Raw genomic sequence first — 25767 nt, 5'->3', positions numbered from 1 at the left:
CCCCGGCCGACGCGGGCTTGCCGCGTCGGTCATCCCCGCCGTCAGTCAACAGCTCAAATTTCGTCCAATAGAAAAAATTTCGCTACCGATATCACAGCCTGCGCCACAAATCCCCTCCCTCGGCCTGAGTCGCGGTATCTTGTGCTAATCTTTTACTTTCCCGCCGCACACTCATAAATTTTAACGCACAAAGATTGCATAAGTATTCTGTGGAAGTTAACATTTGCGGCATCAATGTCTATTCAATTCTGGCGCATGAGTATTCAACTTAACGGTATCAATTGCTATTACGGCGCTCACCAGGCGCTGTTTGACATCACGCTGGATTGTCCAGCTGGGGAAACCCTGGTGCTGCTTGGCCCAAGCGGCGCCGGGAAAAGCTCATTGCTGCGGGTGCTAAACCTGCTGGAAATGCCGCGTTCGGGCCAACTGCAGATCGCCGGCAACCAATTCGACTTCAAACAGGCGCCGGGCGAGAAAGCCATTCGCGAACTGCGTCAAAACGTCGGCATGGTTTTCCAGCAATACAACCTGTGGCCTCACCTCACCGTGGTCCAGAACCTGATCGAGGCGCCTTGCCGCGTACTGGGTCTGACCAAGGCTCAGGCGATGGAGCGCGCCGACAAGCTGCTCAAGCGTCTGCGCCTGACCGACTTCGCCGATCGCTTCCCGCTGCACCTTTCCGGCGGCCAGCAGCAGCGCGTGGCGATCGCCCGCGCCCTGATGATGGAACCGCAGGTGCTGCTGTTCGATGAACCGACTGCGGCGCTGGATCCGGAAATCACCGCTCAGATCGTTAGCATCATTCGCGAACTGGCCGGCACCGGCATCACGCAGGTGATCGTCACCCACGAAGTGGAAGTGGCGCGCAAGACCGCCAGCCGCGTGGTGTACATGGAAAACGGCCACGTTGTGGAGCAAGGCGACAGCAGCCACTTTGCGCAGCCACGGACCACCGAGTTTGCCAACTACTTATCACACTAACAATTAACTTGCTGTAATTTGGGGATTTTGCGATGAAAAAACTAATAATCGCCGCCGTTCTGGCCGGCATCAGCGTTTCCGCCTCCGCAGCCGAAACCATCCGTTTCGCTACCGAAGCCTCCTATCCTCCATTTGAATTTATTGACGCCAGCAACAAGATTCAGGGTTTTGATGTCGATCTGGCCAACGCACTGTGCAAAGAGATGCAGGCCGAGTGCACCTTCACCAACCAGGCGTTCGACAGCCTGATCCCTAGTCTGAAGTTCAAGCGTTTTGATGCGGTCATGGCCGGCATGGACATTACACCGGAACGTGAAAAGCAGGTGCTGTTCACTAAGCCGTACTACGATAACTCGGCGCTGTTCATCGCGCAGAAAGGCAAAATCGCCGACGTGGCGGCGCTGAAAGGCAAGAAGGTGGGCGTGCAAAACGGCACCACCCACCAGAAATACCTGACCGACAAGCACCCGGAAATCACCACCGTGCCTTACGACAGCTACCAGAACGCCATTTTAGATCTGAAGAATGGCCGCGTTGATGCGGTGTTCGGCGATACCGCGGTGGTCAACGAGTGGCTGAAGCAGAATGACGCGCTGGCGGCAGTGGGCACCAAAGTGACGGATAAAGACTACTTCGGCACCGGCCTCGGCATCGCGGTGCGCCAGAAAAATACCGATCTGCAGGGCAAGTTCAATGCCGCTCTGGACAAGATTAAGCAGGATGGGACCTATGAAACCATCTACAAAAAATGGTTCCAGCAGTAATACGCCCCGATGAATGAATTACAACCTTTAGCAAGCGCCGCCGGCATGACCGTCGGCCTTGCCGTTTGCGCCCTGATCCTCGGGCTGATTCTGGCGATGCTGTTCGCCGTATGGGAATCGTCCCGCTGGAAAGCGGTCAGCTGGCTCGGCACCGCCTGGGTGACCGTGCTGCGCGGCCTGCCGGAAATCCTGGTGGTGCTGTTTATCTATTTCGGCTCGTCGCAGCTGCTGCTGATGCTCTCCGACGGCTTTACCCTCAACCTCGGTCTGTTCCAGTTGCCGATTCAGTTGGCGATAGACAATTTCGAAGTCAGTCCGTTCCTGTGCGGGGTGATCGCTCTGGCCCTGCTCTATTCCGCCTACGCTTCGCAGACGCTGCGCGGCGCGCTCAAAGCGGTGCCGCAGGGGCAGTGGGAATCCGGCCAGGCGCTGGGACTGGGCAAGGCGGCGATCTTCTTTCGCCTGATCATGCCACAGATGTGGCGCCACGCCCTGCCCGGCCTCGGCAACCAGTGGCTGGTGTTGCTGAAAGACACCGCGCTGGTGTCGCTGATCAGCGTGAACGATCTGATGCTGCAAACCAAGAGCATCGCCACCCGCACCCAGGAGCCTTTTACCTGGTATGTGATCGCGGCGGCCATCTACCTGCTGGTGACGCTGTTCAGCCAATACGTCATCAAACGCATTGAGCTGCGCGCCACGCGCTTTGAGCGGGGGCCGGTCTGATGATTGAGTATTTACCGGAAATCCTCAAAGGGTTGCACACCAGCCTGACGCTGACCGTCGCCGCGCTGATCGTCGCGCTGCTGCTGTCGCTGCTGCTGACGGTGATCCTGACGCTAAAAACGCCGATCCTGACGCCGCTGGTCAAGATCTACGTGACGCTGTTCACCGGCACGCCGCTGCTGGTGCAGATCTTCCTGATCTACTATGGCCCCGGCCAGTTCCCGGCGATCCGCGACTACCCGTGGCTGTGGAACCTGCTGTCGCAGCCCTGGCTGTGCGCGATGATTGCGCTGGCGCTGAACAGCGCGGCCTACACCACGCAGCTGTTCTACGGTGCGGTGCGCGCCATTCCCGCCGGGCAGTGGCAGTCGTGCGAAGCGCTGGGCATGTCGCGCCGGCAGACGTTGCGCATCCTGTTGCCGTTCGCCTTCAAACGCGCGCTATCGTCTTATTCCAACGAAGTGGTGCTGGTGTTCAAAAGCACCTCTCTGGCCTACACCATCACGCTGATGGAAGTGATGGGCTACAGCCAGCTGATGTATGGCCGCACCTACGACGTCATGGTGTTCGGCGCCGCGGGCCTGGTGTACCTGTGCGTCAACGGCCTGCTGACGCTGCTGATGCGGCTGGTGGAGCGCCGCGCGCTGGCGTTTGAGCGCCGCAACTGAGACCGCCTCTCCCCATGAGCCCCGCCTCGTGCGGGGCTTTTTTTATCTCCGCGGTAATATTTAATCATTTATATTGCATTTTAATTCACTCGATGGCAGGGTTATCAGCAGGCGCACACGCAAAAAACTCTGGCGATTACCAGTAAAAACAAACGATAGCGAATAATCACTTTCAGGATCCAGACAGGAGCTCTACGCATGAAAAAACTGCTGCTTGCCGCGACGATGTTGGCCGGGATGACCTTTAACGCCACCGCGGCCGAGACCATCCGCTTCGCCGCCTCCGCCACCTACCCGCCGTTCGAATCGCTGGACGCCAACAACCAGATCGTCGGCTTCGATATCGATCTGGCCAACGCGCTGTGCAAACAGATGCAGGCGCAGTGCACCTTCACCAACCAGGCGTTCGACAGCCTGATCGCCGCGCTGAAATTCAAGAAATACGATGCGGTGATTTCCGGTATGGACATCACGCCGGAACGCAGCAAACAGGTCGCTTTCACCCAGCCTTACTACGCCAACTCGGCGATCGTGATCGCGCAAAAAGGCAAGTTCAGCTCGCTGGCGGATCTGAAAGGCAAAAAGCTCGGCATGGAAAACGGCACCACCCACCAGAAATACATGCAGGACAAGCACCCGGAGATTAACACCGTCTCTTACGACAGCTACCAGAACGCCATTCTGGAGCTGAAAAACGGCCGTATCGACGGCGTGTTCGGCGACACCGCCGTGGTGAACGAGTGGCTGAAAACCAACCCGCAGCTGGCGCCGGTCGGCGAGCACATCACCGATGCACAATACTTCGGCACCGGCCTCGGCATCGCGGTGCGCCCCGACAACCAGGCGCTGCTGGCCAAGCTGAACGCCGCGCTGGACGCCATCAAGGCCGACGGCACCTACAAGGCCATCAACGACAAATGGTTCCCGCAATAAGCAATAAGGCCCGGATAACCGGGCCTTATGTTTTATAAACGCCGCACCAGCAGCGTCAACACTTCGTAGTGCGCGGTATGCGGGAACATGTCGAACAGCTGCACCCGTTCGATGCGGTACCCCGGCAACGTCTCGATATCTTTCGCCATGCTCTCGGCGTTGCAGCTGGAATAGAGAATATAGTCCGGCGCCATCCGGCTCAGGTAGTCGCACAGCGCCTGGCCAATGCCGCGCCGCGGCGGGTTAACCAGCACCAGCTGTGGCACCTGGCCTTCGGCGGTGGCGAAGCGGGTGGAGTCGAGCGCCTGAAAATCTACGTGCAACAACCCTAACCGCTGCGCCGACTGGCGCGCGCAGGCGATCGCTTCCGCGCTGATTTCGATGCCGGTCAGCCGCGTTTGCGGCTGCGCACAGTGCAGGCCGAAACCGCCGACGCCGCAGAACAGATCCCACATGCTGTCGATACCCAGCGCGCGCACCCAGTCGCGGGCGGTGGCGTACAGATCGGCGGCCACCTGCGGGTTGGTTTGGAAGAAGCTTTGCGGGCGGATGAACAACGGCACCTGATTGAACTGTTCCTCGAGCGCCTGCTGTTCGGTCAGCGCGATCTCGCGCTCCCCTTCCATGATCGCCATGTGCACCGGCTGAATATTGGCGGAGATCACCTTGAGCTGCGGCAGCTGCTGCTGCAGCCACGGCAGCGCAGCGCGCAGCTGCGCCAGCTTGGTTTCCGAGCGCAGCACGAAACGCAGCATCACGCCGCCGTCGAGCGTGCTTTCGGTCAGCAGCAGGTATTTCAACTCGCCGCGTTTGCGCGCCACGTTATACGGCGTCAGGCCGGCGCGGGCGATGAAGCTTTTCAGCACCGCAAACATCGGCGCAAAGCCGGCGGGATAGAGCGGGCAGTCGCTCAGATCGACCGGCGTGCCGTCGCGGTGCAGCATGCCGAGCAGCGGGCGCTCCACGCTGCCGCTGACCACCATCTTGGCTTTATTGCGAAATGCGCTCAGCTCCCCCGCCATCGGCTGCAGCCACTGCGCGACGTCGCGCCCGGCCAGCAGCGAGTGCAGGTGATGCTGTTTGTCAGCCAGTTGCTGCGGATAGGGCTTTTCCAGCCACTGACAGGAACGGCAGGTACCCGCCGTATACAAAGCGCAATGCATGAAGATTACCGTGAAGTTCAGGATGACGAATTAAGGGCGCAGAGTTTACCACTCCGCACGCCTAAAATCTCACTTGCGCACGGTGAAGAAGCGGCGGCTGGCGGCAGGAACGAACAGCAACGCCAGGATCACCGCGTCGGGGATCTTTTGCAGGATCAGAACGTGCAGGATTTGGCCGCTGGTTTCCCCCTCCACGGTGAACACCTCGGGGAAGACGCTGCCAATGGTGGCCAACAGCAGGTAAAGCACCACGATGCACTGGCAGACCACATAGCCCCAGCGTCCCCAGTTGCGGCCGCGCATCACCGCAAAGCCACAGCTGATTTGCAGGCACAGCAGCATCAGGCCGGCCAGAAAGATAAAGGTAGAATCCCACGCCTGCGCGCTGGTGTTAACGAACTCCTGTGCGCCGTCGACGCCCAGTTCGCCCAACAACAACACCACGCTGATACACTTGATCGCCACCATGGCGGTGCCCGCCACCATCACCGGCACCGGCGCATCCGAAGTCGATCTCATTCCCTGCCCGCTTTTCAGCATGTCTGACATATCCGTGTTCCGCTACGACGCGCCACCAATACAGATGGCGCATGTAAAGTCAGGTAGTTAGTTGCAATACTTATTGATTGCAAAAATAGCAGGTTTGTTACGATTCAGCTACGGGCCGCCCGCTGCAATTCACGCGATCGCTGTTTTTCCGAGCGCGCCATAAACCACCAGGCGATCAGACCGAGAATGCCCACCACCAGCAGGATCAGGCTGGCCAGCGCGTTAATTTCCGGATTCACCCCCATACGCACGCTGGAGAACACCAGCATCGGCAGCGTAGTGGCGCCCGGGCCGGAGACGAAGCTGGCAATCACCAGATCATCCAGCGACAGGGTAAACGCCAGCATCCAGCCAGAGATCAGCGCCGGCGCAATCATCGGCAAGGTGATGACGAAGAACACCTTCAGCGGCGGCGCCCCCAGATCCATTGCCGCCTCTTCAATCGAGCGATCCACCTCGCGCAAACGCGAGCTGATCACCACCGCCACATAAGCGGTACAGAAGGTGACATGCGCCAGCCAGATGGTGAACATGCCGCGCTCCGACGGCCAGCCGAAAGCGTGCCCCATCGCCACGAACAGCAGCAGCAGCGACAGGCCGGTGATCACATCCGGCATCACCAGCGGCGCAGTCAGCATAAACGCAAAGCCGGTCGAACCGCGAAAGCGGCCGAACCGCACCATCACCACGGCGGCGATGGCGCCCAGCACCACCGCGGCGGTGGCGGAGGCGGCGGCGATGGTCAGGCTGAGCCCCACCGCGCTGATCATCGCCGAGTCGTGAAACAGTTCGGTATACCAGCGCGTGGACCAGCCGGCCCACACCGTCACCAGCTTGGAACTATTAAAGGAGTAGATCACCAACATCAGCATCGGCGCATACAGGAAGGTAAAGCCGACCGTCAGGATGGCGATGCGCCACGGTGAACGCACTACCGGCAAGTTGTTCATTCCTGCCCCCCCATTTCCTTGTTCTGGTGTTTGTGAAACCACAAAATTGGCACGATCAGCAACAGCAGCATGATGGTGGCGACCGCCGAAGCCACCGGCCAGTCGCGGTTATTGAAGAACTCCTGCCACAGCACGCGGCCGATCATGATGCTGTCTGGCCCACCGAGCAGCTCCGGGATCACGAACTCCCCTACCGCCGGAATGAATACCAGCATCGAACCGGCGATGATGCCGCCGCGCGTCAGCGGCACGATGACGCTGAAGAAGGTTTTCAGCGGCCGGGCGCCCAGATCCAGCGACGCCTCCACCAGCGAGTAATCCAGCCGGATCAGTGCCGTGTAGATCGGCAGCACCATAAACGGCAGGTAGGAATAAACGATGCCGATATACACCGCCAGGTTGGTGTGCAGGATCACCAACGGTTGGTCGATCACCCCCAGCCACATCAGAAAGTTATTCAGAATGCCGTTGTTTTTCAGGATCCCCATCCAGGCATAGACGCGGATCAGGAACGAGGTCCAGGAAGGCAGGATCACCAGCAGCAGCAGAATGTTGCGAGTCGACGCCTTGCTATGGGCCACCGCCCAGGCCAGCGGATAGCCGATGATCAGGCAGCACAGCGTCGAGACCGCCGCCACGCGCAGCGACTGCAGATAGGCGTCGATATACAGCGGATCGTCGGTCAGTTGCAGGTAGTTGGCGAAGTTGAGCGCGATGTTCAGCTTGCCGTCCACCCAGCTCATCAACTCGGTGTAAGGCGGCACCGCCAACGCCAGCTCCGCCAGGCTGATCTTGAACACGATCAGGAACGGCAGCATGAACAGCAGCGTCAGCCATAAATACGGCAATGCGATCACCAGCTTGCGGCCGTGAGCCATCAGCAGGCGGTGGAACAGCGCCTTGAGGGTGCCGGGCGTTTTGGCCGGCGGCTCCGGCGTGCGTTCAGAAAGCAGGGTCATATGGGTTACTCCTCAGCGGCTCCGCTACACCGTCAACACGACACAGCTGTCGGTTTCCCAGCACAGACGCACTTCATCGCCCCAGGTGGGCATCCCCTTGCGGAAACGGTGGCCGTTTTGCAGCTGGGCGCTGATAATCTGCCCGCTGTGCAGCTTCACGTGATAAATGGACAGATCGCCCAGGTAGGCAATGTGCGCCACTTCCCCTACCGCGAAGTTGCAGCCGTCTTCCGGCACCTGTTCGCACAGCAGGATCTTTTCCGGCCGCAGCGCGACCTGGATCGGCACGCCGTCCACCACCGAGGCGTCCGGATCTACTTTGATCGCATGGCGCAATCCGGGGCTTTGCAGGATCAGCGCATCGTCGTGGCGCTCCTGCAATACGCAGTCGAAGACGTTGACCGAACCGATAAATTCGGCGCTGAAGCGGCTATTCGGATGCTCGTAGATCTCTTCCGGCTCGCCGATCTGCACGAACTTGCCACGGTTCATGATGGCGATGCGCCCCGCCATGGTCATCGCCTCTTCCTGATCGTGCGTCACCATCACGCAGGTGACGCCGACGCGCTCGAGAATATCGGTCACTTCCAACTGCATGCGATCGCGCAGCTTCTTGTCCAGCGCGCCCATTGGCTCATCCAGCAGAAGCAGCTTGGGCCGCTTGGCCAGGCTGCGCGCCAGCGCCACCCGCTGCCGCTGGCCGCCGGAAAGCTGGTGCGGTTTGCGTTTGGCGTACTCCTGCATGTGCACCAGCGCCAGCATTTCCGCCACCCGCTCGGCGATTTCTGCCCGCGGCATTTTGTCCTGCTTCAGGCCGAAGGCGATGTTCTGCTCTACCGTCATGTGCGGGAACAGCGCGTAAGACTGAAACATCATGTTGATCGGCCGCTGGTACGGCGGCACGTGCGACATATCCTGCCCGTCGAGCACGATCTGCCCTTCCGTCGGCTGTTCAAAGCCGGCCAACATGCGCAGTAAGGTTGACTTGCCGCAGCCAGACGGCCCAAGCAGCGCAAAGATCTCGCCCTTGTAGATGGTGAGGCTGACGTCTTCGACCGCATTCTGCCCGTCGAAGGTTTTGGTGAGGTTACGGATTTCCAGCAGAGGGGTGAAGACCTTCTGCGACTTGGCTTGAGGACGAGGGATGGCGTCGTTCAATCGGGGTGCTCTCCGGCGTAAAGCGGCACAAAACCACGGCGAGTGCCGTGGCCCAAAACGGCAGTGCAGGCGGGGAGCGCCCGCCTGCCGGTTTACCGACGATCGGGGGTATCCCCCCATCATCACTTCCCGCTTTTAACTTTAGTCCATGCGCGGGTAATGACACGATCCAGCTTCGGCGACTGCACGTTGAGCGTGAACAGCTTGGCGCGCAGATCGGCCGGCGGATAGACGTTCGGGTTCTCGCGCACCTCGGCCTTCACCAGCGGCGTGGAATCTTTCACCGCATTGGCGTAATAGACATAGTTGCTGATGCCCGCCATCACGTCAGGTTTCATCAGGAAGTTCAGGAACTGGTACGCGGCGTCTTTGTTCTTGGCGTCCGCCGGCATGGCGAACATGTCGAAGTAGGTCAGCGCCCCTTCTTTCGGGATCGCATAGGCCACGTTCACGCCGTTCTTCGCCTCTTTGGCGCGGTTGGCCGCCTGCATCACGTCGCCGGACCAGCCGATCGCCACGCAGATATCGCCGTTAGCCAAATCGTTGATGTACTGTGAAGAGTGGAAGTAACGAATGCTCGGCCGCAGCTTCAGCAGCAGATCGTTGGCCGCGCCGGTATAGTCCGCCGCATTGGTGCTGTTGGGATCCTTGCCCAGGTAGTGCAGCACGGTGGCGTAAACCTCACTCGGCGCATCGAGGAAGGAGACGCCGCAGCTTTTCAGCTTCTCGAGGTTTTCCGGCTTGAGGATCAGATCCCAGCTGTCGACCGGCGCGTCTTTGCCTAATGCCGCCTTCACCTTGTCGACATTGTAGCCGATGCCGGTGGTCACCATCAGGTATGGGATGCCGTATTTGTTGTCTTTGTCATTATGTGCAACCAGCTTCAGCATCTCGGGATCGAGATTCTTGTAGTTGGGCATTTTGCTCTTGTCGAGCGGCTCGAAGATGCCGGCCTGCGACTGGCGCTCGAGGAAGTTGGATGAAGGAACCACCAGATCATAACCGGTGCTGCCCGCCATCAGTTTGCCTTCCAACACTTCGTTGGAGTCAAAGACGTCGTACACCACTTTGATGCCGGTTTCTTTCTGGAATTTGGCCAGGGTATCCGGCGCGATATAGTCGGACCAGTTATACACGTGCAGCGTTTTCTCTTCGGCTGACGCCGTGACGGACGCGGCCATCAACAGACCGGCAACCACACCCGATAACCACTTTTTACGTTGGGTGACCATCCGTAACTTCCTCCAAAACAGGGTAAATCATAGAATTGAACTTGTATCTGCAGCGATACAAAACCTTTCCTGATTGAGCGCAATCGTTGCAACCGCGAAATGAATGGCTATGCATATGATTGCATGCGCCTTTTTGCACTGCCCTGCTCGCGTGGTTACAAGGGAAATCGCAAGCCCTTTGCAGAATCAGCAGCATAGCCGCTGCCATCGCAACCCGCCAGCCCCCAAGGTAAAAAACGCCATTTATCGATTTTTTATGCAGTTTTTCTCTATGTGATACGCCATTAACGGCACAAAAGACGAGAAAGATCGGGCGGCAAAGGCCAAAGTGCAGAATATTTTATTGCGGAAGGGAATAACGGCAGCATGCCGCCGGAGCGACGGCATGCTTAAGGTACGGCGAGGATCAGTGCAGCATCGGCTGACGCACGGCGCCAGCGGGGATCTCTTCTTCGTCACCCATAAACAGCAGATCGTTCGCCCGCGCCTCGAGGATCACCATCGAGACCTGCTCTTCGCCCTGCTGCATGAAATGAGTGAACTGCTCGTAGGTGATGCCCACCGCCACGCTCAACGACTGGCAGACGATCAGCTTCGGCAGGTTGTCGTCCTGAATGTCGACAAAGGCCTTGATGGTCAGCGAACTGGCGTTGATCTGGCTCAGGTCCGCCACCAGCGGGATCAGCGCGGTCGGCTTCACCTCGGCCAGCGCGGAGAACAGGATGACGTTGTCCACCAGATCTATCTTGGCGTCGAACACGCCGTCGAAGTTCTGCATGTGCGGCAGGTGCAGCGCCTGGCAGGAATCGCACTCAAAGAAAGAAATGCCCGACTGATCCAGCCAGCGCCGCAACAGCGCCAAATCGGGGACAATGAGTGAATCCATAATAACCAGCCTCACAATATTCAAAACGCGAAAAGGCGCATAGCTTACGGAATATTCACCCGATACGCCACGATCAATGCGGCTTAATTCACTAATTAAGATATTGCTCGGCGGGAAAAGCGCGCCGACCGCCCCGTCAACCACCGGATTTCAGGCGGAAGCCCGGCCGGCCGCGCTGCTCGATGTATTCGATCATCATGCCGGCAATGTCCAACCCGGTGGTGGTCTCCACCCCTTCCAGCCCCGGCGACGCGTTGACCTCCATCACCAGCGGGCCGCGCTCGGCGCGCAGGATATCCACCCCGGCGACGTCCAGCCCCAGCGTGTTCGCCGCTTTGACCGCAATCGCCCGCTCCCTGGCGGTGATGGTCACTTTGCGGGCGGTGCCGCCGCGATGCAGGTTGGAGCGAAACTCGCCGGGCTTCGCCTGCCGCTCGATGGCGGCCACCACCCGGCCGCCCACCACCAGGCAGCGCACGTCGCGCCCCTGCGCCTCGCGCACGTATTCCTGCACCAGGATATGGGCATTCAACCCGCGAAAGGCGTCGATCACGCTTTCCGCCGCCTGGCGGGTTTCCGCCAGCACCACCCCGATACCCTGCGTGCCTTCCACCAGCTTGACCACCAGCGGCGCGCCGCCGACCAGCTCGATCAGGTCGCCAGTGTCGTCCGGCGAATGGGCAAAGCCGGTGATCGGCAGATCGATGCCCTGCCGCGCCAGCAGTTGCAGCGAACGCAGCTTATCGCGAGCGCGGGTAATGGCCACGGATTCGTTGAGCGGGTAGCTGCCAAGCAGCTCGAACTGGCGCAGCACCGCGGTGCCGTAAAAGGTGATGGCGGAGCCGATGCGCGGGATCACCGCGTCATAACGCTCCAACTGGCGGCCGCGATAGTGAATGGTCGGCGCCGCCGGGTTGATGTTCATATAACAGGAAAGCGGATCGATGATATCGATGCTGTGCCCGCGATCTTCCGCCGCTTCACGCAGCCGCTTGCATGAATAGAGCGTTCCGTCGCGAGAAAGAATGGCAATTTTCACTCGTCACCCCAAAAGCCAACGCCTGCCCGGCAGGCGGGTTAGCGGCCGCGGCACTCAGGCGCGCGGATCACGGTCCTGATTATCTTTCGATGCATCCGCATCTCGCGGTTTGCGGCGATCGTTTTCCGGCGGCAACCCGCCGCGCATCAGCGGGCCAAAGCCCTGCACCACGCGCCACACCAGAAATGCCGCCGCCGGCACCATCAACGCCACGCCGAGGAAAATCATGCCGACCGCCGCCTGCTGCGATGCCAGCCAGCCAGGCAGCTGCAGGTGGCCGTGAATGCTGAGGTAGGCCAGCACCAACATCACGATACCCAGCCCTTCCAACACCAGCACCGGGCGTGGTAAGTCACCGAATGAACGCATATTTTTCTTCTCCAGAAGGTCTGCCCCCAGTGTAGTGAATTCCCGCCGACGGCGACAGCCCCGGCTGACTAATTGGTTACATGAATCAGATTAACAGGTAATTCCTGCTTTTTTTTCATGGCCTCAACGGGCATAGTAGGCGCCATCTGACGCAGGTAATGACTTTTTCGGTGACGGGATGTCGTTGCAATAGCGAACCATTTATTGAAAATCCAATTAAGGAGCGTTGCATGTTTGCAGTAATCTTCGGGCGTCCTGGCTGTCCTTATTGTGTCCGCGCTAAAGAACTGGCGGAAAAACTGACTGAAGAACGCGACGATTTCAACTTCCGTTACGTTGACATCCACGCGGAAGGCATCACCAAGGCCGATCTGGAAAAAACCGTCGGTAAACCGGTTGAAACCGTGCCGCAGATCTTCCTGGATGAGAAGCACATCGGCGGTTGCACCGATTTCGAAGCTTACGCCAAAGAACACCTGAACCTGTTCCAGTAAGTTTTTGAACGACAAAAAAGGCGCTTAACGCGCCTTTTTTTATTGCCGCTGCCGCCGGTGCAGCTGCTGCAGCGTCTGCAACAGGCCGAGGGCGAACAGCATCAGCATCGCGCCGAACACGCACCAGAACACCGCGCTGGTGGCATAAGCCAACTCCTGCCAGAACGAATAGGACGGCGTCAGCCAGAAGTGGCGGATCAGCAGGCACAGCGGCAGCGCATACAGCGCGCCAAGCAACGGGCAAAGCAGCCGCTTGCGGCTCGACAGATAGCTGGCGATCGCACCGGGGACAACGAACAGCAGCAGGCCGGTTTCCCCGTGGTGCTCATGATCCGTGCTGCCGAACAGGCCGGTTTGCTGGCCGAGAAACACCAGGCTGAACAACAGAAAACAGCTGAGAATGCCCAGCCAATATCGATAACTCGTCATGCGAATTCTCCCCCGCCCAATTACCGCATCAATAGAAATCGGTCCGGCCACCCGTGAGGTGACGCTAAACCGAATTTTTTCCTTGGTCAAAAGAGAGTTAAATGCGCACGGCGGCGCAGGAAATCAGCTTTCTGTGCTGGCTGTCATCGGTCATAGCGTCTAGAATGAACGCCGCCGAACGATGGTTCGCTTCGCTTTCTGCTGGTGGTGATTTATGACGTCGTTTTAAGGCTGAATTTATCTCTTATAGTTATCTATATCAAGCACTTACTGGTAAACAATAAGTTATCCTCCGTGAACATAAACGTCGCTAGTTTGTTAAACGGTAACTACATTCTGTTACTGTTCGTGGTACTCGCACTGGGGCTGTGCCTCGGTAAACTCCGTCTGGGCTCCGTCCAACTCGGTAATTCCATTGGCGTTTTGGTGGTTTCCCTGCTGCTCGGCCAGCAACACTTCGCCATTAACACCGAGGCGCTGAATCTCGGCTTCATGCTGTTTATTTTCTGCGTCGGCGTAGAAGCCGGGCCCAACTTTTTCTCGATTTTCTTCCGCGACGGCAAAAACTACCTGATGCTGGCGTTGGTGATGGTCGGCTCGGCGATGGTGCTCGCCGTCGGTCTCGGCAAGCTGTTCCACTGGGACATCGGCCTGACCGCCGGCATGCTGGCCGGCTCGATGACCTCCACGCCGGTGCTGGTGGGCGCCGGCGACACGCTACGCAACACCATCGTCAACGGCCCGGCGCTGCTGGCGGCGCAGGATCATCTGAGCCTGGGCTACGCCCTCACCTACCTGATCGGTCTGGTCAGCCTGATCTTCGGCGCGCGCTACCTGCCGAAGCTGCAACACCAGGACCTGTCCACCTCTGCCCAGCAGATCGCCCGCGAACGCGGCCTGGACACCGACAGCCAGCGCAAGGTCTACCTACCGGTGATCCGCGCCTACCGCGTCGGCCCCGAGCTGGTGGCCTGGGCCGACGGCAAGAACCTGCGTGAACTGGGCATCTACCGCCAGACCGGCTGTTACATCGAACGCATCCGCCGCAACGGCATTCTGGCCAACCCGGACGGTGACGCGGTGCTGCAGGTGGGCGACGAGATTTCGCTGGTCGGCTACCCGGACGCCCACGCGCGGCTGGACCCGAGCTTCCGCAACGGCAAGGAAGTGTTCGATCGCGATCTGCTCGACATGCGCATCGTCACCGAAGAGATCGTGGTGAAGAACAGCAACGCGGTGAACAAACGCCTGAGCCAGCTAAAGCTGACCGACCACGGCTGCTTCCTCAACCGCGTGATCCGCAGCCAGATCGAAATGCCGATCGACGACAGCATCGTGCTCAACAAAGGCGACGTGTTGCAGGTGAGCGGCGACGCGCGCCGGGTGAAGAGCGTGGCGGAGAAAATTGGCTTTATCTCGATTCACAGCCAGGTGACCGATCTGCTGGCGTTCTGCGCCTTCTTCATCATCGGCCTTTTGATCGGCCAGATCACCATACAGTTCAGCAACTTCTCGTTCGGCATCGGCAACGCCGCCGGCCTGCTGATGTCCGGCATCATGCTCGGCTTCCTGCGCGCCAACCACCCGACCTTCGGCTACATTCCGCAGGGCGCGCTGAACATGGTGAAAGAATTCGGCCTGATGGTGTTTATGGCGGGCGTAGGCCTGAGCGCCGGCGCCGGCATCGGCCACAGCCTGGGTGCGGTCGGCGGCCAGATGCTGATCGCCGGGCTGATCGTCAGTCTGGTGCCGGTGGTTATCTGCTTCCTGTTCGGCGCCTATGTGCTGCGCATGAACCGCGCCCTGCTGTTCGGCGCCATCATGGGCGCCCGCACCTGCGCGCCGGCGATGGAGATCATCAGCGATACCGCGCGCAGCAACATCCCGGCGCTGGGTTACGCCGGCACCTACGCCATCGCTAACGTGCTGTTAACGCTGGCGGGTTCACTCATCGTGGTGCTATGGCCGGGCATACTCGGCTGATCGATTAGCGGGAGAGATGGATCGGCGATAAAAATATTTTGATTTTTTTGTCGCCGGCCAGAACTTTCGTTGGGGGCCGCAGTCTGAATTAGTGCCACTGCTTTTCTTTGATGTCCCCATTTTGTGGAGCCCGATAATCCCGCCTTTTAGGTTCAAGATTATCGGGTTTTTTGTTGCCTTTAAAAAATATCATTACTAAACAAGTAGCTACAAGTTGGGCTGTTATCCTATGGCGATAAAGTGGCGACACAACTTCAACAACCTGCTTTATGATCAATCTGTTGCCTCCCCCCTTACCTCTCTAGTAACATGTACTCGTCCTTAACAAAAATGCAAAAGGAGGATTTCTTGACCCAATTTTTGCACACTGCTTTAGATTTTTAGTTCGGCCTAAAATTATACGGTAGTTGGCTTTTAGCTGTAAAAAGCGGTAATGGACAGATGCATGAGTGAGGAAAATTGAACCGGGCGCTAGATCAGTGACGATACTTTAGTCCTACTGACGAATGAAGGCTGCCGACTTTGTGTTCCCGCTAACCCCAAGTAGAGAGAGTCATCTACCACTGATATTCTATGACTCGCACCGAACTTTTGCATCACCCCAAATTATTTGTATGAGACATTCCGAACTTGTAGTAATTTCGGACGGGGGTTCCCCCCCAGCTCCACCAAATAAAACAAGGGGTTACGTGAAAACGAAGCCCCTTTTTCTTACAAGTGGCGGCAAAATGGCGACAGCCATTCAATGAGGAAACAATGATATCAATTGACTTGATTAGATACTTTCTAGGAGTTGGAGGGGCCGCGGCTCTCGGTATGCTGACTTTAGCCTACAAAGATCCGGCCTTCTACCTGAGTTATATAGAGAAAGTGATTACAATAATCGTTGGTATAATTTTTTTCTCCGCATGTGGAGCTTATGCAGCGGCATCATTACTTAATGACTATATAAGTTCAACTCCGAATTTAACTGAAGAACTATTAAAAAACATCAGTGCCCGTTTTGAAAATGGAAAAAACATCGCTTTAATTATAGGTGTAGTAGCTATGTTCTACTTCCTTTTTAATATATTTTGTATGGATGTTGCATATAGGAAAAAACCAGGGCATGAATAACCCCCCCCATATAGGATGGAGGGTTATTAAATAAAATAACATTCGCGAATAAATTTATTATTTAACTAAATCATAAATAGCTTCGCCGCATCTTTCTAAGAACCCAGTCACTTCATTTGAAGTGACGGCATCAATAGAGTTTTTAGTATGTGTTACTGGGTGAACATCAGCTTCATGCACAATTGAATTTCTTCTATCGGCAATCAATCGTAATTGAGTTTTCACATCTCTATCACTCATATTCATTTTATCGGCAACTTTAACCCATTTATGGCTCTCTTTCCATATATATGCTAAGCCATCAGAAATCTTGCCAGGATCTTGATAAGACACTATTCTTAATTTAGAAAGCATTGCCTCCTTAAAATGAAACTCTGCTGGGGGTAATGTCGCTGCTGTCATTTTATTTACAGTATTAATTGTTAATGCCTCCCCCAAATATTTATCAGTAGGTTGTCGTCTCCCCATATAAATATCAACCAACCCAATCAATATTAAATCATGCAATAACTTATCAAAAGCGCTAACACTATAAACGACTTGAGCTCTAAGTAAATCCTCATAAGAGACAGGCCCTTTGACAGCCTCATCCAAATAATTATATAAAACTGCTAAGGCTTTTGATTCTTCCAAGTTTTTCTTGAAGTTCAAAAAAGCATTATACATTTCTCAACAGCCCTTCTAATTCCTGAGTAATTTCACTGAAAGTTTTTTGGAATAGGTCCCGTTTAGTAGACATTTGTTCTAGCACCGGCCCCGTTTCCTGAATATCCTCATCTCTCAGAGCAAAGACAGGAACCTCCGCATTAAACGATTTTGGAAGTAGACCTTGGAAATCCGGAATTTCAGATAAACAATAGCCACTTTCAATTAAATGTTGCGGGTATTCATCAGCAGCAAGTGTCATACCAACCATATCGAACGCGGGTATTAAATCCTCACTTACCTTTCTTTTTATTTCATCAATATTGTCTCTGTAAGGCCTCGCAGCACGTCCCTTTCTGATATTGAATCTCTGAATTAAAGTACCTAAGAACTTAGGCTCAGAATTACTTAATGGATATGCGCTGTCAGAAAAAATATTTAAATTTTCTCTTTTCCACTTCATCCATCTTGGTAGGGTCTCTCTTAAAGTTTCCAAAGCCATAATGGAGAATGGATCTGGATTCGTCGGGACGATAAATGCATCTGAATTTAAAAACAGGTTCTGGTTAATTGCACTTAAACTTGGGTTCAAATCAATTATGGTATAATCTATATTATACTTTTCTTCAGTAAGTTTAATTAGATTATGAAATGCACCTGGTAAGTTTTGTAGTGTAGATATTGCATTCCCTGCTGTCTGAGCAAAAGTTAATGGTGCGTCATTTGCAGATAGGTCAGCATGTCCAGCTAGCAAGAATAAATTCGGTGCTCTTGGTGGAGACATACAAGTAACCGGTTCTATCAACTTAGGTTTTGCTTTGAATGCTGATTCAACACCATCTTTGATATTTTGTAGTTTAGTACCCTCATTTAAATAATATTCTTCAAAAGCATCTCCGAGTATTAAACTCGATAGATTGCATTGAGGATCACCATCTACCAACAAGACTCGTTTATTTCCTGCTAACATCCAACCAATATTATAAACTGATGTGGTTTTACTGACACCACCTTTATGATTGAAAACGACTATTCTTTTCGAGGCCATAAAAACTCCTTTTATTATATAAATTTAATAATTCTAAAATCATTACGTGTGTAGAACTGCGTTACTAACCATACCATTAGATTACTGAGCTTTCACTACTGAACATGCCCACTGCCAAAGTATGACCAAGCCACAGACTAACGCTAGTTTAGCTTTACCTCATAACTCTCATCATCTGGATTTCAGTTTTACCAAAGCAACATCATGCCCTCAAACCCCTTGCCACACCTGGCCCGCCGCGTTCTGGCGGCTTTTCCGCGCGATCCATTCCAAACGATCCGCGATCCACGTAATTCATATTTATTCCATATTTTTCAATACATTGTGATTTATACCCATAACACGGCGCGATCCGAAAACTGAAAAACACTGAAATTCTTTTCAATCTTTTCAGTTTGGGGAAGAGGTATTGGCTTGCGTATTTCGTTGCCATGTTGCGGCTAAAAGCCACGTCCGAAAGCAATCAGTCGAGTGTCAAAGATGCGGGAATGATAAGGAGACAGGAAGGATAAAGGCTCCGCCAACCGGGAATGGCCAGCGGAGCGGCGTCAGGCGGCGGTTATTTCTGCTCAGCCTGACTTACGGTATCTTCGGCTTTCCAGATGCGGTATTTCACTTCCGCGTCTTTCGGCGCATACACCACGATCGGCAGGCGGCTGTTGTAACGCTGCATCGCGGCGTCGCCCAGGTTAGCGGCGATGAATTTCTTGGTCTTGGTGTTGTCCGGGCAGGCCATCATGGTCGAGGCCGGTTCAGACAGCTTCTCCAGCACCAGGTAGTCGTAACCCCAGCCGGACAGGGTTTTGGTCTCCAACGTGCCACCAATCATATGGCGGTTGCAGTCCACTTCCAGCGTCTTGCCGATCAGCAGCTCTACCTTGTAGTTCTCTTCGTGCTCTTGCTTCGGCAGGTAGATCACCTGGCGATTCATACCCTTATCGGCTTTCGGGTAAGGCGCGACTTTTTCCAGCGGCTGTTTGCTCATGTCCGCGTCATCGCCAGAGGTCGCCGCCATAGCGCCGGCGGAAACGGCCATCAGCAGGCCGGAAAATACAACGGATGCCTTGTTCATGTTTTATCCCTACACTTTGTCAAATAATCCGTCTATAAACTAATACACTACCGCTAAGCTCGCCACAGGTTTAATCTTCTTTACAATAGGCAATCAATAGTGACAATCGCCTAATATAAACCGTTAACTGGAGCAATTAGCCAGCGCACCCTCGGGTTAAGACGAGAAAAACCAGCGATTACCTCCGTACAAGCAAGTGTATCAGATAGGGTTTTCTTACCGGCGGACTAAGGTTTTCTTAAGACAGAATTATTACAGTAACGTCATTCAATCCTGTCACTGAGCCTGCGCGTGAATCCAGAATCGTCATTAAATCAATCCTCAACGACACCGCAAATTAAGACAACCGCCCTTTACTCCCTGTCGGCATCCTTTTACCGTTGGCAAGTTTTTGGCCTGCTGATCAGCGGTTTGGTGTTTCTATGGCTCTCCCGTAACGAACAGCTGGACTGGGCGATCAGCAATTATTGGTTCGATGCCGCCAGCGGGCATTTCCCGTGGCAAAACAATTATTGGCTGGATCTGATCAATCACCGCCTGTTGAAGCAGATAGTGATCGTAGGGGCGGTGCTGACACTGTTTTGGGGCCTCTATCGCCGCAGCGCGCGCCTGATCGTAACCATGCTGCTGATTGGTATCGGCCCGCTGGTGGTGGGCATTCTCAAAGCCACCAGCGCGCACTCCTGTCCGTGGGATCTGATTGAGTACGGCGGCAAGGCGATGTCCTTCCCGCTGTTCGGCACGGTACCGGCGCTGCCGGGCCCCGGTCGCTGTTTCCCCGGCGGGCACGCCTCGAGCGGTTTCGCGGTGATGGCGTTGTTTTTCCTGTTTTATCCGCAGCGTCCGCGCCTGGCCTGGTGGTGCTGGTGCGGCGGCATTGCGCTCGGCATGTTGATGGGCTTTGGTCAGATCATGCGTGGCGCACATTTTCTTACCCATAACCTGTGGGCGGGTTGGTGGGTTTGGTTAAGCCAGTTGGCTATTTATTGGATGATTAGCGGCTATTGGCGCCGCAAGATGAGGTAACGGTTATGGAGCAGCTAAACCATGTTCTTTTCGCCTGGATCAATGCGACCCCGGCGTCTCCCGAATGGATGATCGATTTCGCCACCTTTTTGGCGCGCGATCTTATCATTATCGTGCCGCTGCTGATCGTCGGCCTGTGGCTGTGGGGGCCGCAAAGCCAGCTGGTTTCACAGCGCGAAGTGGTGGCGAAAACCACGATCGCGCTGTTGTTCGCCATGCTTGCCGCCTCCGCTATCGGCGCGCTGCTGCCGCATGAGCGTCCGTTCGTCGCCGGCGTGGGTTATACCTTCCTGGCGCACGCGCCGGACAGCTCGTTCCCCAGCGATCACGGCACCGCCATCTTTACCTTTGCGCTGGCATTCCTGTTCTGGCACCGGGTCTGGTCCGGCGCGCTGCTGATGATTGTCGCCGCCGGCATCGCCTGGTCACGCGTTTACCTCGGCGTGCACTGGCCGCTGGATATGGTTGGCGGTTTCCTGCTCGGCCTGGTCGGCTGCCTGTTCGCGCAGCTGGTATGGAATCTGTTCGGCGATGTCCTCGCCGACAAGCTGTCGCGCCTGTATCGCTTCCTGTTTGCCTTCGCCATTCGACGCGGCTGGGTGAAAGAGTAACCGCACAACATGACAGGGGCGTTACCGCCCCTGCTTTCACACCACGCCAGTAGTCACACAGAACGTCCGCGTTTTTCCCGCTCCCAGCATCACTCCCTCACCCTCTGGCGCATTCGGGCGGCAGTTTGCCGGCTGGATAAAGGAAAGCAACTGCCTGTTGCCCTGGACAGCGATGCGCCGGAAACCATAGTTGAATTGTTCGGTGGCAAAACGCGTCACATAACGCCGGCCCTGCGGCGCCAGCATAAAGAATTCGGCCTGATCCACGTAGCGCGTCAGATCGTCGGAGCACAACAGTTCCTGCCCGATCGTATCCCCTAACAAAGCCGGCGTCGGCAGGTTCTGGCGGAATACCGCATCAGGAATGCAGTCATAGTTGAGGCCGCAAACATAGCGCAGCGGCTGCGGCCGCTCGGCCTGATTGGTGACCTTCATCTCTATGGCGAATTGCGCGCTCTGGGCCGCCAGACGCAGCGCCGGGCCGATGCGCCAACGCCCGCCCGCCCGCTCCCCCTCGCCGTGCAACGTCAGCTCATCGCCCGCCAGCTGGATCCACACGCGTTGCATCTGCAGCGGCTCACCGTCCTGATGCGGCCAGGCGGGATAGAACGCAGCGTCGTCAGCGCGCTTTCTGCCGGCGCCCCGCACGCTGCGGCGGCCCGACTTCAGCGAGTAACCGTCAAACTCAGCGTCCCAGATCGCGAGGCCCTGATACGGTAAAACCGTCAGCGCGCCACGGCAGTTCGCCAGCGTTAACATCGGCCCACGTTCTGCGCAGCGATGCGCGCTCACCGCAAAATCCGCATTGCGGAACAGTTCCTGCCGATGCGCCCCGAAAGCTTCAGGAGCCAGATCGATGTTGATCTTCATCTTTTTTCCCTCGACGTTTCGCCCGCGCAGGCCGCGAGCCACAAAATGTTATTTAAATAACAAATGAAACGCCTTTAAGCTATACCTATAACAGCATTATAGCGACGATCGGATCGACATTTTTTAAACAGCACTAGGTTTATCGGCATCGGAATGTTATTATTTTCACATTCCTCACTCCGTTTACTGTCTTAACCTCACTAAGGAACCGCGATGACCACCGAAAACATCGATTACGCCAGCTATGTCGACCACACCCTGCTGGCCATGGACGCCACCGAAATGCAGATCGCCAAACTGTGCGAAGAAGCACAGCAGCACAACTTCTATGCGGTATGCGTCAACTCCGGCTACGTGCCACTGGCGGCCCAGCTGCTGCAAGAAAGCACCGTGAAAGTCTGCTCGGTGATCGGTTTCCCGCTGGGTGCCGGCCTGACCGTCGCCAAGGCCTTTGAAGCCAAAGCGGCGATCGCCGCCGGGGCGCAAGAGATCGATATGGTGATCAACGTCGGCTGGTTGAAAAGCGGCCTGCTGGACGAAGTGAAAGCCGATATCGCCGCCGTGCGCGAGGTTTGCGCGGCGATCCCGTTGAAGGTAATATTGGAAACCTGCCTGCTCAGCGATGCGCAGATCGTCCAGGTTTGTGAAATGTGTCGCGAACTCGATGTCGCCTTCGTGAAAACCTCCACCGGCTTCAGCACCGGCGGCGCTCGGGAAGAGCACGTCAAACTGATGCGTGAGACTGTGGGCAGCGAAATGGGCGTGAAAGCTTCCGGCGCCGTGCGCGATCGCACCACCGCCGAGAAGATGATTAAAGCCGGCGCCACGCGCATCGGCACCAGCTCCGGCGTCGCCATCGTATCCGGCGCCCAGCCGGCGGCGGGCAGCTACTGATCGTCGGCTTGCCCTGACGGGCATGGCCATACACTCCGATGCGGGACAATACGGGCGGCTGATGCGGCCCGATATTGCCCCGCATTGTTGTGTTTAGCGCCGGAAATGCCGGCACGCCCCTTTACCTCTACTACCTGTGGGAAGACGGATCTATGGAAACGCGGCGCGAAGAACGTATCAACCGGTTAGTTCAGGCGTTAAAACGCGCTGACAAGATCCACCTGAAAGAAGCCGCCGCGCTGCTGGGGGTCTCGGAGATGACCATTCGCCGCGATCTGAGCGCCGAACCGGCGGCCGTGGTGTTGCTCGGCGGCTACGTGGTGACCGATCCGCGCAGCAACGGCGTGACCAACTACTTCGTTTCCGATCAAAAAGCCAAACAGGTCACGGAGAAACGGCGCATCGGCCTGCTGGCAGCGCCGCTGATCAATGAAAACGACACGGTGTTTTTTGACTGTGGCACCACCACCCCGGCGATCATCGACGCCATCGCCGACGAACTGACCTTCACCGCCGTGTGCCATTCGCTGAACACCTTCCTGGCGCTGCAGGACAAACCGAACTGCAAAGTGGTCCTGTGCGGCGGTGAGTTCAAGCCGAACAACTACATCTTTTCCAGCGTCAGCGGCCGTAACGAGCTCGATCATATCTGCCCGAATATCGCCTTTATCTCCGCCGCCGGCCTCAGTCTGCAGCACGGCGCCACCTGCTTCAACTTCGACGAACTGGAGATGAAGCATCGCGCGATGGCGATGGCGCAGCAAAAGATCCTGGTGGCAGACCACAGCAAATTCGGCAAAACCAAACCGGCCTGCATCGGCCCCCTGACACAATTCGATCGGGTGATCACCGACCGCCAACCGGCCGCCGACTTCCTGGCGTTCTTCAACGACAACGCCATCGCTACCCGCTATTAATCCGCCTTCGGCGCCGTCATAACCGACGGCGCACCGCTTCGATATCCCTCTTTACCCGCCCAAAAATGAACAAATAATGCGCAATCAATTCGCGTTTTTCGCTTATCCGCACGCAACATCAGGTTAATAAAATGCAACAGCTCACCCGAGTGATTATTTTTTCGCAGGCTAAACACGCGGTCGGCTGGGTGAATTAACGGCTATTTATGGCTTTTATATGATAAATCGCGCCAAAGGCCAGGATGTTTAAATAAACGGCGGTTTACGCGATTGCAGCAAATCTCACCAATACCTGTTAGCTATCTGTTATTTATATGATGAATGGTTACGCATTTTTATCCGCTAACCACGTAAGTAATTTCCCTTCGTTACTAGCGGTGAATTTTAAATAAAAATCATTAAAAACAAAAAGATAAATTCAATTTACCTTAAAACATAATGTGATCCACATCACTAAAACTGCTTAATCCGGGTTTTTCGCTAGATCCAAAACCACGCATAAAATATATTGCTCGGCTTGCTGCTGAGCACAGCGCTTTATCCGGCTAATTATTGTACAAGCCGCATAATCGTAGAAAATTTTATGAGAGCGTTCTCAGCACAAAATCTTACACAAATGTGCAACAAATGCGCGAAAAATCGATAAAAAAGCAGATAACTGCACATATTACGCATTTGAGAGCAGGATCACGGTTGTTTCTACTGTAAATCGTTATCTTGCCGCCAACAAAAATCGACAGGCAATGACCTGTCGGCAGCGGTAACGACTTTTATCACCCGTGACGGTGGAAAGTCTTTAGTGAATTACCCGGCGCTGTGCCTTGGTAATGAACACAATAAACAACCAGGGGGACGCCAAAACATCCCCGCAAGCAACACCTGATTCTTACCGCAAGCGTTGCCTGAATAGGACGTTTGACGGTTTAACCTTAAGTTTTGCCTTTTAATTTTAAATTCGTGTTCACTTCGGAGATATTTATGGACACTACACAGACCGGCACAATTGCCTCTGCGGCCTCGGGCTCCAGCAGTACCTGGCGTAAAACGGATACCATGTGGATGTTGGGCCTGTACGGCACCGCCATCGGCGCAGGCGTCCTGTTCTTGCCCATCAACGCCGGCATCGGCGGTTTGATTCCTCTGATCATCATGGCCATCATCGCTTTCCCGATGACCTTCTTTGCCCACCGCGGCCTGTGCCGTTTCGTGCTGTCCGGCAAAAATCCCGGTGAAGACATCACCGCTGTAGTGGAAGAGCATTTCGGCATCACCGCCGGTAAACTGATTACCCTGCTGTACTTCTTCGCCATCTACCCGATTCTGTTGGTTTACAGCGTGGCGATCACCAACACCGTCGACAGCTTCATTACCCACCAGTTGGGCATGACGTCGCCGCCGCGCGCCATTCTGTCACTGATCCTGATCGTCGGCCTAATGACCATCGTGCGTTTCGGTGAGCAGGCCATCGTGAAAACCATGAGCATTCTGGTCTTCCCGTTCGTGGCGGTGCTGATGCTGCTGGCGGTATACCTGATCCCTAACTGGACCGGCGCCATCTTCGAAAACGTGTCGCTGTCCGGCAGCGGTACCGGCATGGGCCACGGCCTGATCATGACCCTGTGGCTGGCAATCCCGGTAATGGTGTTCTCCTTTAACCACTCGCCGATCATCTCCGCTTTCGCCGTCGCCAAACGCGAAGAGTACGGCGCAGACGCCGAGAAGAAATGCTCCCGCATTCTGGCTTATGCACACATCATGATGGTGCTGACCGTGATGTTCTTCGTGTTCAGCTGCGTGCTGAGCCTGACGCCGGAAAACCTGGCGGAAGCCAAGGCGCAGAACATCTCGATTCTGTCTTACCTGGCTAACCACTTTAACAACCCGATGATCGAGTACATCGCGCCGGTTATCGCCTTCGTCGCCATTACCAAATCGTTCCTGGGCCACTACCTCGGCGCTCGTGAAGGTTTCAACGGTCTGGTTGCCAAATCGATGAAGAGCCGTGGCAAAACCGTCAGCACCGCCAAGTTGAACCGCATGACCGCTATCTTCATGCTGGTGACCACCTGGATCGTCGCCACCCTGAACCCAAGCATCCTGGGCATGATCGAAACCCTGGGTGGCCCAATCATCGCCATGCTGCTGTTCCTGATGCCGATGTACGCCATTCGTAAAGTGCCTGCCATGCGCAAGTACAGCGGCCACATCAGCAACGTGTTCGTGGTTGTGATGGGTCTGATCGCCATCTCTGCTATCGTGTTCAGCCTGCTCGGCTAATCACG

At 55.7% G+C, this 25767-nt stretch carries 27 protein-coding genes; 13 read left to right on the top strand and 14 right to left on the bottom strand.

The features are described 5' to 3' along the window. The first annotated feature begins 255 nt into the window (after positions 1-255). The 5 genes from artP to artJ (ACSJLU_RS08250) all read left to right on the top strand — a co-directional run bounded on the left by artP (position 256) and on the right by artJ (ACSJLU_RS08250) (position 4075). Positions 256-984, top strand: coding sequence for an arginine ABC transporter ATP-binding protein ArtP (gene artP, locus ACSJLU_RS08270; protein WP_016928352.1), 729 nt, complete (start codon positions 256-258; stop codon positions 982-984). Positions 985-1016: 32 nt separating this feature from the next. Further along, on the top strand, positions 1017-1748 hold the full coding sequence (gene artJ / locus ACSJLU_RS08265; RefSeq protein ID WP_049295325.1) for an arginine ABC transporter substrate-binding protein: 732 nt from the start codon (positions 1017-1019) through the stop codon (positions 1746-1748). A gap of 9 nt (positions 1749-1757) precedes the next feature. After that, complete coding sequence (gene artQ, locus ACSJLU_RS08260; RefSeq protein WP_025159684.1) at positions 1758-2474, top strand: arginine ABC transporter permease ArtQ; 717 nt, start codon at positions 1758-1760, stop codon at positions 2472-2474. Further along, positions 2474-3142, top strand: coding sequence for an arginine ABC transporter permease ArtM (gene artM, locus ACSJLU_RS08255; protein WP_025302241.1), 669 nt, complete (start codon positions 2474-2476; stop codon positions 3140-3142). The genes artQ and artM overlap by 1 nt, the downstream gene beginning before the upstream one ends. Positions 3143-3340: 198 nt before the next feature. Then, on the top strand, positions 3341-4075 hold the full coding sequence (gene artJ / locus ACSJLU_RS08250) for an arginine ABC transporter substrate-binding protein (RefSeq protein WP_015377297.1): 735 nt from the start codon (positions 3341-3343) through the stop codon (positions 4073-4075). A gap of 32 nt (positions 4076-4107) precedes the next feature. Here artJ (ACSJLU_RS08250) and rlmC read toward each other — a convergent pair whose 3' ends face one another. From rlmC to ACSJLU_RS08205, 9 genes are all read right to left on the bottom strand, one after another. Beyond that, entirely contained in the window at positions 4108-5238 is a 1131-nt protein-coding gene (gene rlmC / locus ACSJLU_RS08245) for a 23S rRNA (uracil(747)-C(5))-methyltransferase RlmC (RefSeq protein WP_049207976.1), read from the bottom strand. Positions 5239-5307: 69 nt separating this feature from the next. Next, complete coding sequence (locus tag ACSJLU_RS08240) at positions 5308-5787, bottom strand: YbjO family protein (RefSeq protein ID WP_049205956.1); 480 nt, start codon at positions 5785-5787, stop codon at positions 5308-5310. A gap of 104 nt (positions 5788-5891) precedes the next feature. Next, positions 5892-6737 carry a putrescine ABC transporter permease PotI gene (gene potI, locus ACSJLU_RS08235; protein WP_025302238.1) on the bottom strand — a complete coding sequence of 282 codons (846 nt, stop codon included), beginning with the start codon at positions 6735-6737 and terminating at the stop codon, positions 5892-5894. Continuing rightward, a complete protein-coding gene (gene potH / locus ACSJLU_RS08230; RefSeq protein WP_038629107.1) occupies positions 6734-7696 on the bottom strand; it encodes a putrescine ABC transporter permease PotH in 963 nt (320 codons plus the stop codon). Before potH ends, potI begins: the two co-directional genes overlap by 4 nt. A 24-nt stretch (positions 7697-7720) precedes the next feature. Further along, positions 7721-8854: a putrescine ABC transporter ATP-binding subunit PotG gene (gene potG, locus ACSJLU_RS08225; RefSeq protein ID WP_043137773.1), complete on the bottom strand. Its 1134-nt coding sequence runs from the start codon at positions 8852-8854 to the stop codon at positions 7721-7723. A 122-nt stretch (positions 8855-8976) separates the two neighbouring features. Further along, complete coding sequence (potF, locus tag ACSJLU_RS08220) at positions 8977-10086, bottom strand: spermidine/putrescine ABC transporter substrate-binding protein PotF (RefSeq protein WP_043137777.1); 1110 nt, start codon at positions 10084-10086, stop codon at positions 8977-8979. A 406-nt stretch (positions 10087-10492) separates the two neighbouring features. Beyond that, positions 10493-10972, bottom strand: coding sequence for a YbjN domain-containing protein (locus ACSJLU_RS08215; protein WP_004938666.1), 480 nt, complete (start codon positions 10970-10972; stop codon positions 10493-10495). A gap of 136 nt (positions 10973-11108) precedes the next feature. Beyond that, positions 11109-12011 (bottom strand): 30S ribosomal protein S6--L-glutamate ligase, encoded by a 903-nt coding sequence (gene rimK, locus ACSJLU_RS08210; protein WP_025302234.1) that lies wholly within the window; start codon positions 12009-12011, stop codon positions 11109-11111. Positions 12012-12065: 54 nt separating this feature from the next. Continuing rightward, on the bottom strand, positions 12066-12380 hold the full coding sequence (locus tag ACSJLU_RS08205; RefSeq protein WP_025302233.1) for a YbjC family protein: 315 nt from the start codon (positions 12378-12380) through the stop codon (positions 12066-12068). Between the two features lie 230 nt (positions 12381-12610). Here ACSJLU_RS08205 and ACSJLU_RS08200 point away from each other — a divergent pair, with 230 nt between their 5' ends. After that, the gene (locus tag ACSJLU_RS08200; RefSeq protein ID WP_004938676.1) at positions 12611-12874 is read left to right on the top strand and encodes a GrxA family glutaredoxin; all 264 of its coding nucleotides are present in this window, start codon (positions 12611-12613) and stop codon (positions 12872-12874) included. 39 nt (positions 12875-12913) lie between these two features. Here the strand turns inward: ACSJLU_RS08200 and ACSJLU_RS08195 are convergent, their stop codons facing one another. Then, positions 12914-13303 carry an inner membrane protein YbjM gene (locus ACSJLU_RS08195; protein ID WP_025302232.1) on the bottom strand — a complete coding sequence of 130 codons (390 nt, stop codon included), beginning with the start codon at positions 13301-13303 and terminating at the stop codon, positions 12914-12916. 294 nt (positions 13304-13597) lie between these two features. On the opposite strand from ACSJLU_RS08195, the gene ACSJLU_RS08190 reads away from it, so the two are divergent. Together ACSJLU_RS08190 and ACSJLU_RS08185 are read left to right on the top strand one after the other, a co-directional pair. Further along, on the top strand, positions 13598-15286 hold the full coding sequence (locus ACSJLU_RS08190; RefSeq protein WP_043137785.1) for an aspartate:alanine antiporter: 1689 nt from the start codon (positions 13598-13600) through the stop codon (positions 15284-15286). Positions 15287-16042: 756 nt separating this feature from the next. Continuing rightward, positions 16043-16402, top strand: a complete 360-nt coding sequence (locus ACSJLU_RS08185) for a hypothetical protein (RefSeq protein ID WP_079449456.1) — start codon at positions 16043-16045, stop codon at positions 16400-16402. Positions 16403-16459: 57 nt separating this feature from the next. Here ACSJLU_RS08185 and ACSJLU_RS08180 read toward each other — a convergent pair whose 3' ends face one another. From ACSJLU_RS08180 to eco, 3 genes are all read right to left on the bottom strand, one after another. Beyond that, positions 16460-17068 (bottom strand): HEPN domain-containing protein, encoded by a 609-nt coding sequence (locus ACSJLU_RS08180; RefSeq protein ID WP_139375461.1) that lies wholly within the window; start codon positions 17066-17068, stop codon positions 16460-16462. Next, complete coding sequence (locus ACSJLU_RS08175; RefSeq protein ID WP_079449457.1) at positions 17061-18095, bottom strand: ParA family protein; 1035 nt, start codon at positions 18093-18095, stop codon at positions 17061-17063. The genes ACSJLU_RS08180 and ACSJLU_RS08175 overlap by 8 nt, the downstream gene beginning before the upstream one ends. 559 nt (positions 18096-18654) lie before the next feature. Beyond that, complete coding sequence (gene eco, locus ACSJLU_RS08170; protein WP_148875687.1) at positions 18655-19167, bottom strand: serine protease inhibitor ecotin; 513 nt, start codon at positions 19165-19167, stop codon at positions 18655-18657. A gap of 291 nt (positions 19168-19458) precedes the next feature. Between eco and ACSJLU_RS08165 the strand changes: the two genes are divergently transcribed. Both ACSJLU_RS08165 and ybjG read left to right on the top strand, forming a co-directional pair. Then, positions 19459-20193, top strand: a complete 735-nt coding sequence (locus ACSJLU_RS08165) for a phosphatase PAP2 family protein (RefSeq protein ID WP_141997675.1) — start codon at positions 19459-19461, stop codon at positions 20191-20193. A 5-nt stretch (positions 20194-20198) separates the two neighbouring features. Further along, complete coding sequence (ybjG, locus tag ACSJLU_RS08160; RefSeq protein ID WP_025302225.1) at positions 20199-20804, top strand: undecaprenyl-diphosphate phosphatase; 606 nt, start codon at positions 20199-20201, stop codon at positions 20802-20804. A gap of 36 nt (positions 20805-20840) precedes the next feature. Here ybjG and ACSJLU_RS08155 read toward each other — a convergent pair whose 3' ends face one another. Next, on the bottom strand, positions 20841-21674 hold the full coding sequence (locus ACSJLU_RS08155) for a hypothetical protein (protein WP_089180724.1): 834 nt from the start codon (positions 21672-21674) through the stop codon (positions 20841-20843). 213 nt (positions 21675-21887) lie between these two features. Between ACSJLU_RS08155 and deoC the strand changes: the two genes are divergently transcribed. From deoC to ACSJLU_RS08140, 3 genes are all read left to right on the top strand, one after another. Continuing rightward, positions 21888-22568 (top strand): deoxyribose-phosphate aldolase, encoded by a 681-nt coding sequence (deoC, locus tag ACSJLU_RS08150; RefSeq protein WP_380825588.1) that lies wholly within the window; start codon positions 21888-21890, stop codon positions 22566-22568. 152 nt (positions 22569-22720) lie between these two features. Next, positions 22721-23485, top strand: a complete 765-nt coding sequence (gene deoR, locus ACSJLU_RS08145; protein ID WP_380825591.1) for a DNA-binding transcriptional repressor DeoR — start codon at positions 22721-22723, stop codon at positions 23483-23485. A gap of 978 nt (positions 23486-24463) precedes the next feature. Next, on the top strand, positions 24464-25762 hold the full coding sequence (locus ACSJLU_RS08140) for an HAAAP family serine/threonine permease (protein ID WP_004938697.1): 1299 nt from the start codon (positions 24464-24466) through the stop codon (positions 25760-25762). The last annotated feature ends 5 nt before the right edge of the window (positions 25763-25767 follow it).

Source organism: Serratia bockelmannii (assembly GCF_051803255.1).
Taxonomy (GTDB): Bacteria; Pseudomonadota; Gammaproteobacteria; order Enterobacterales; family Enterobacteriaceae; genus Serratia; species Serratia bockelmannii.
The sequence above is the reverse complement of the archived record's forward strand: the minus strand, read 5'-3'. Positions and strand labels throughout refer to the sequence as shown.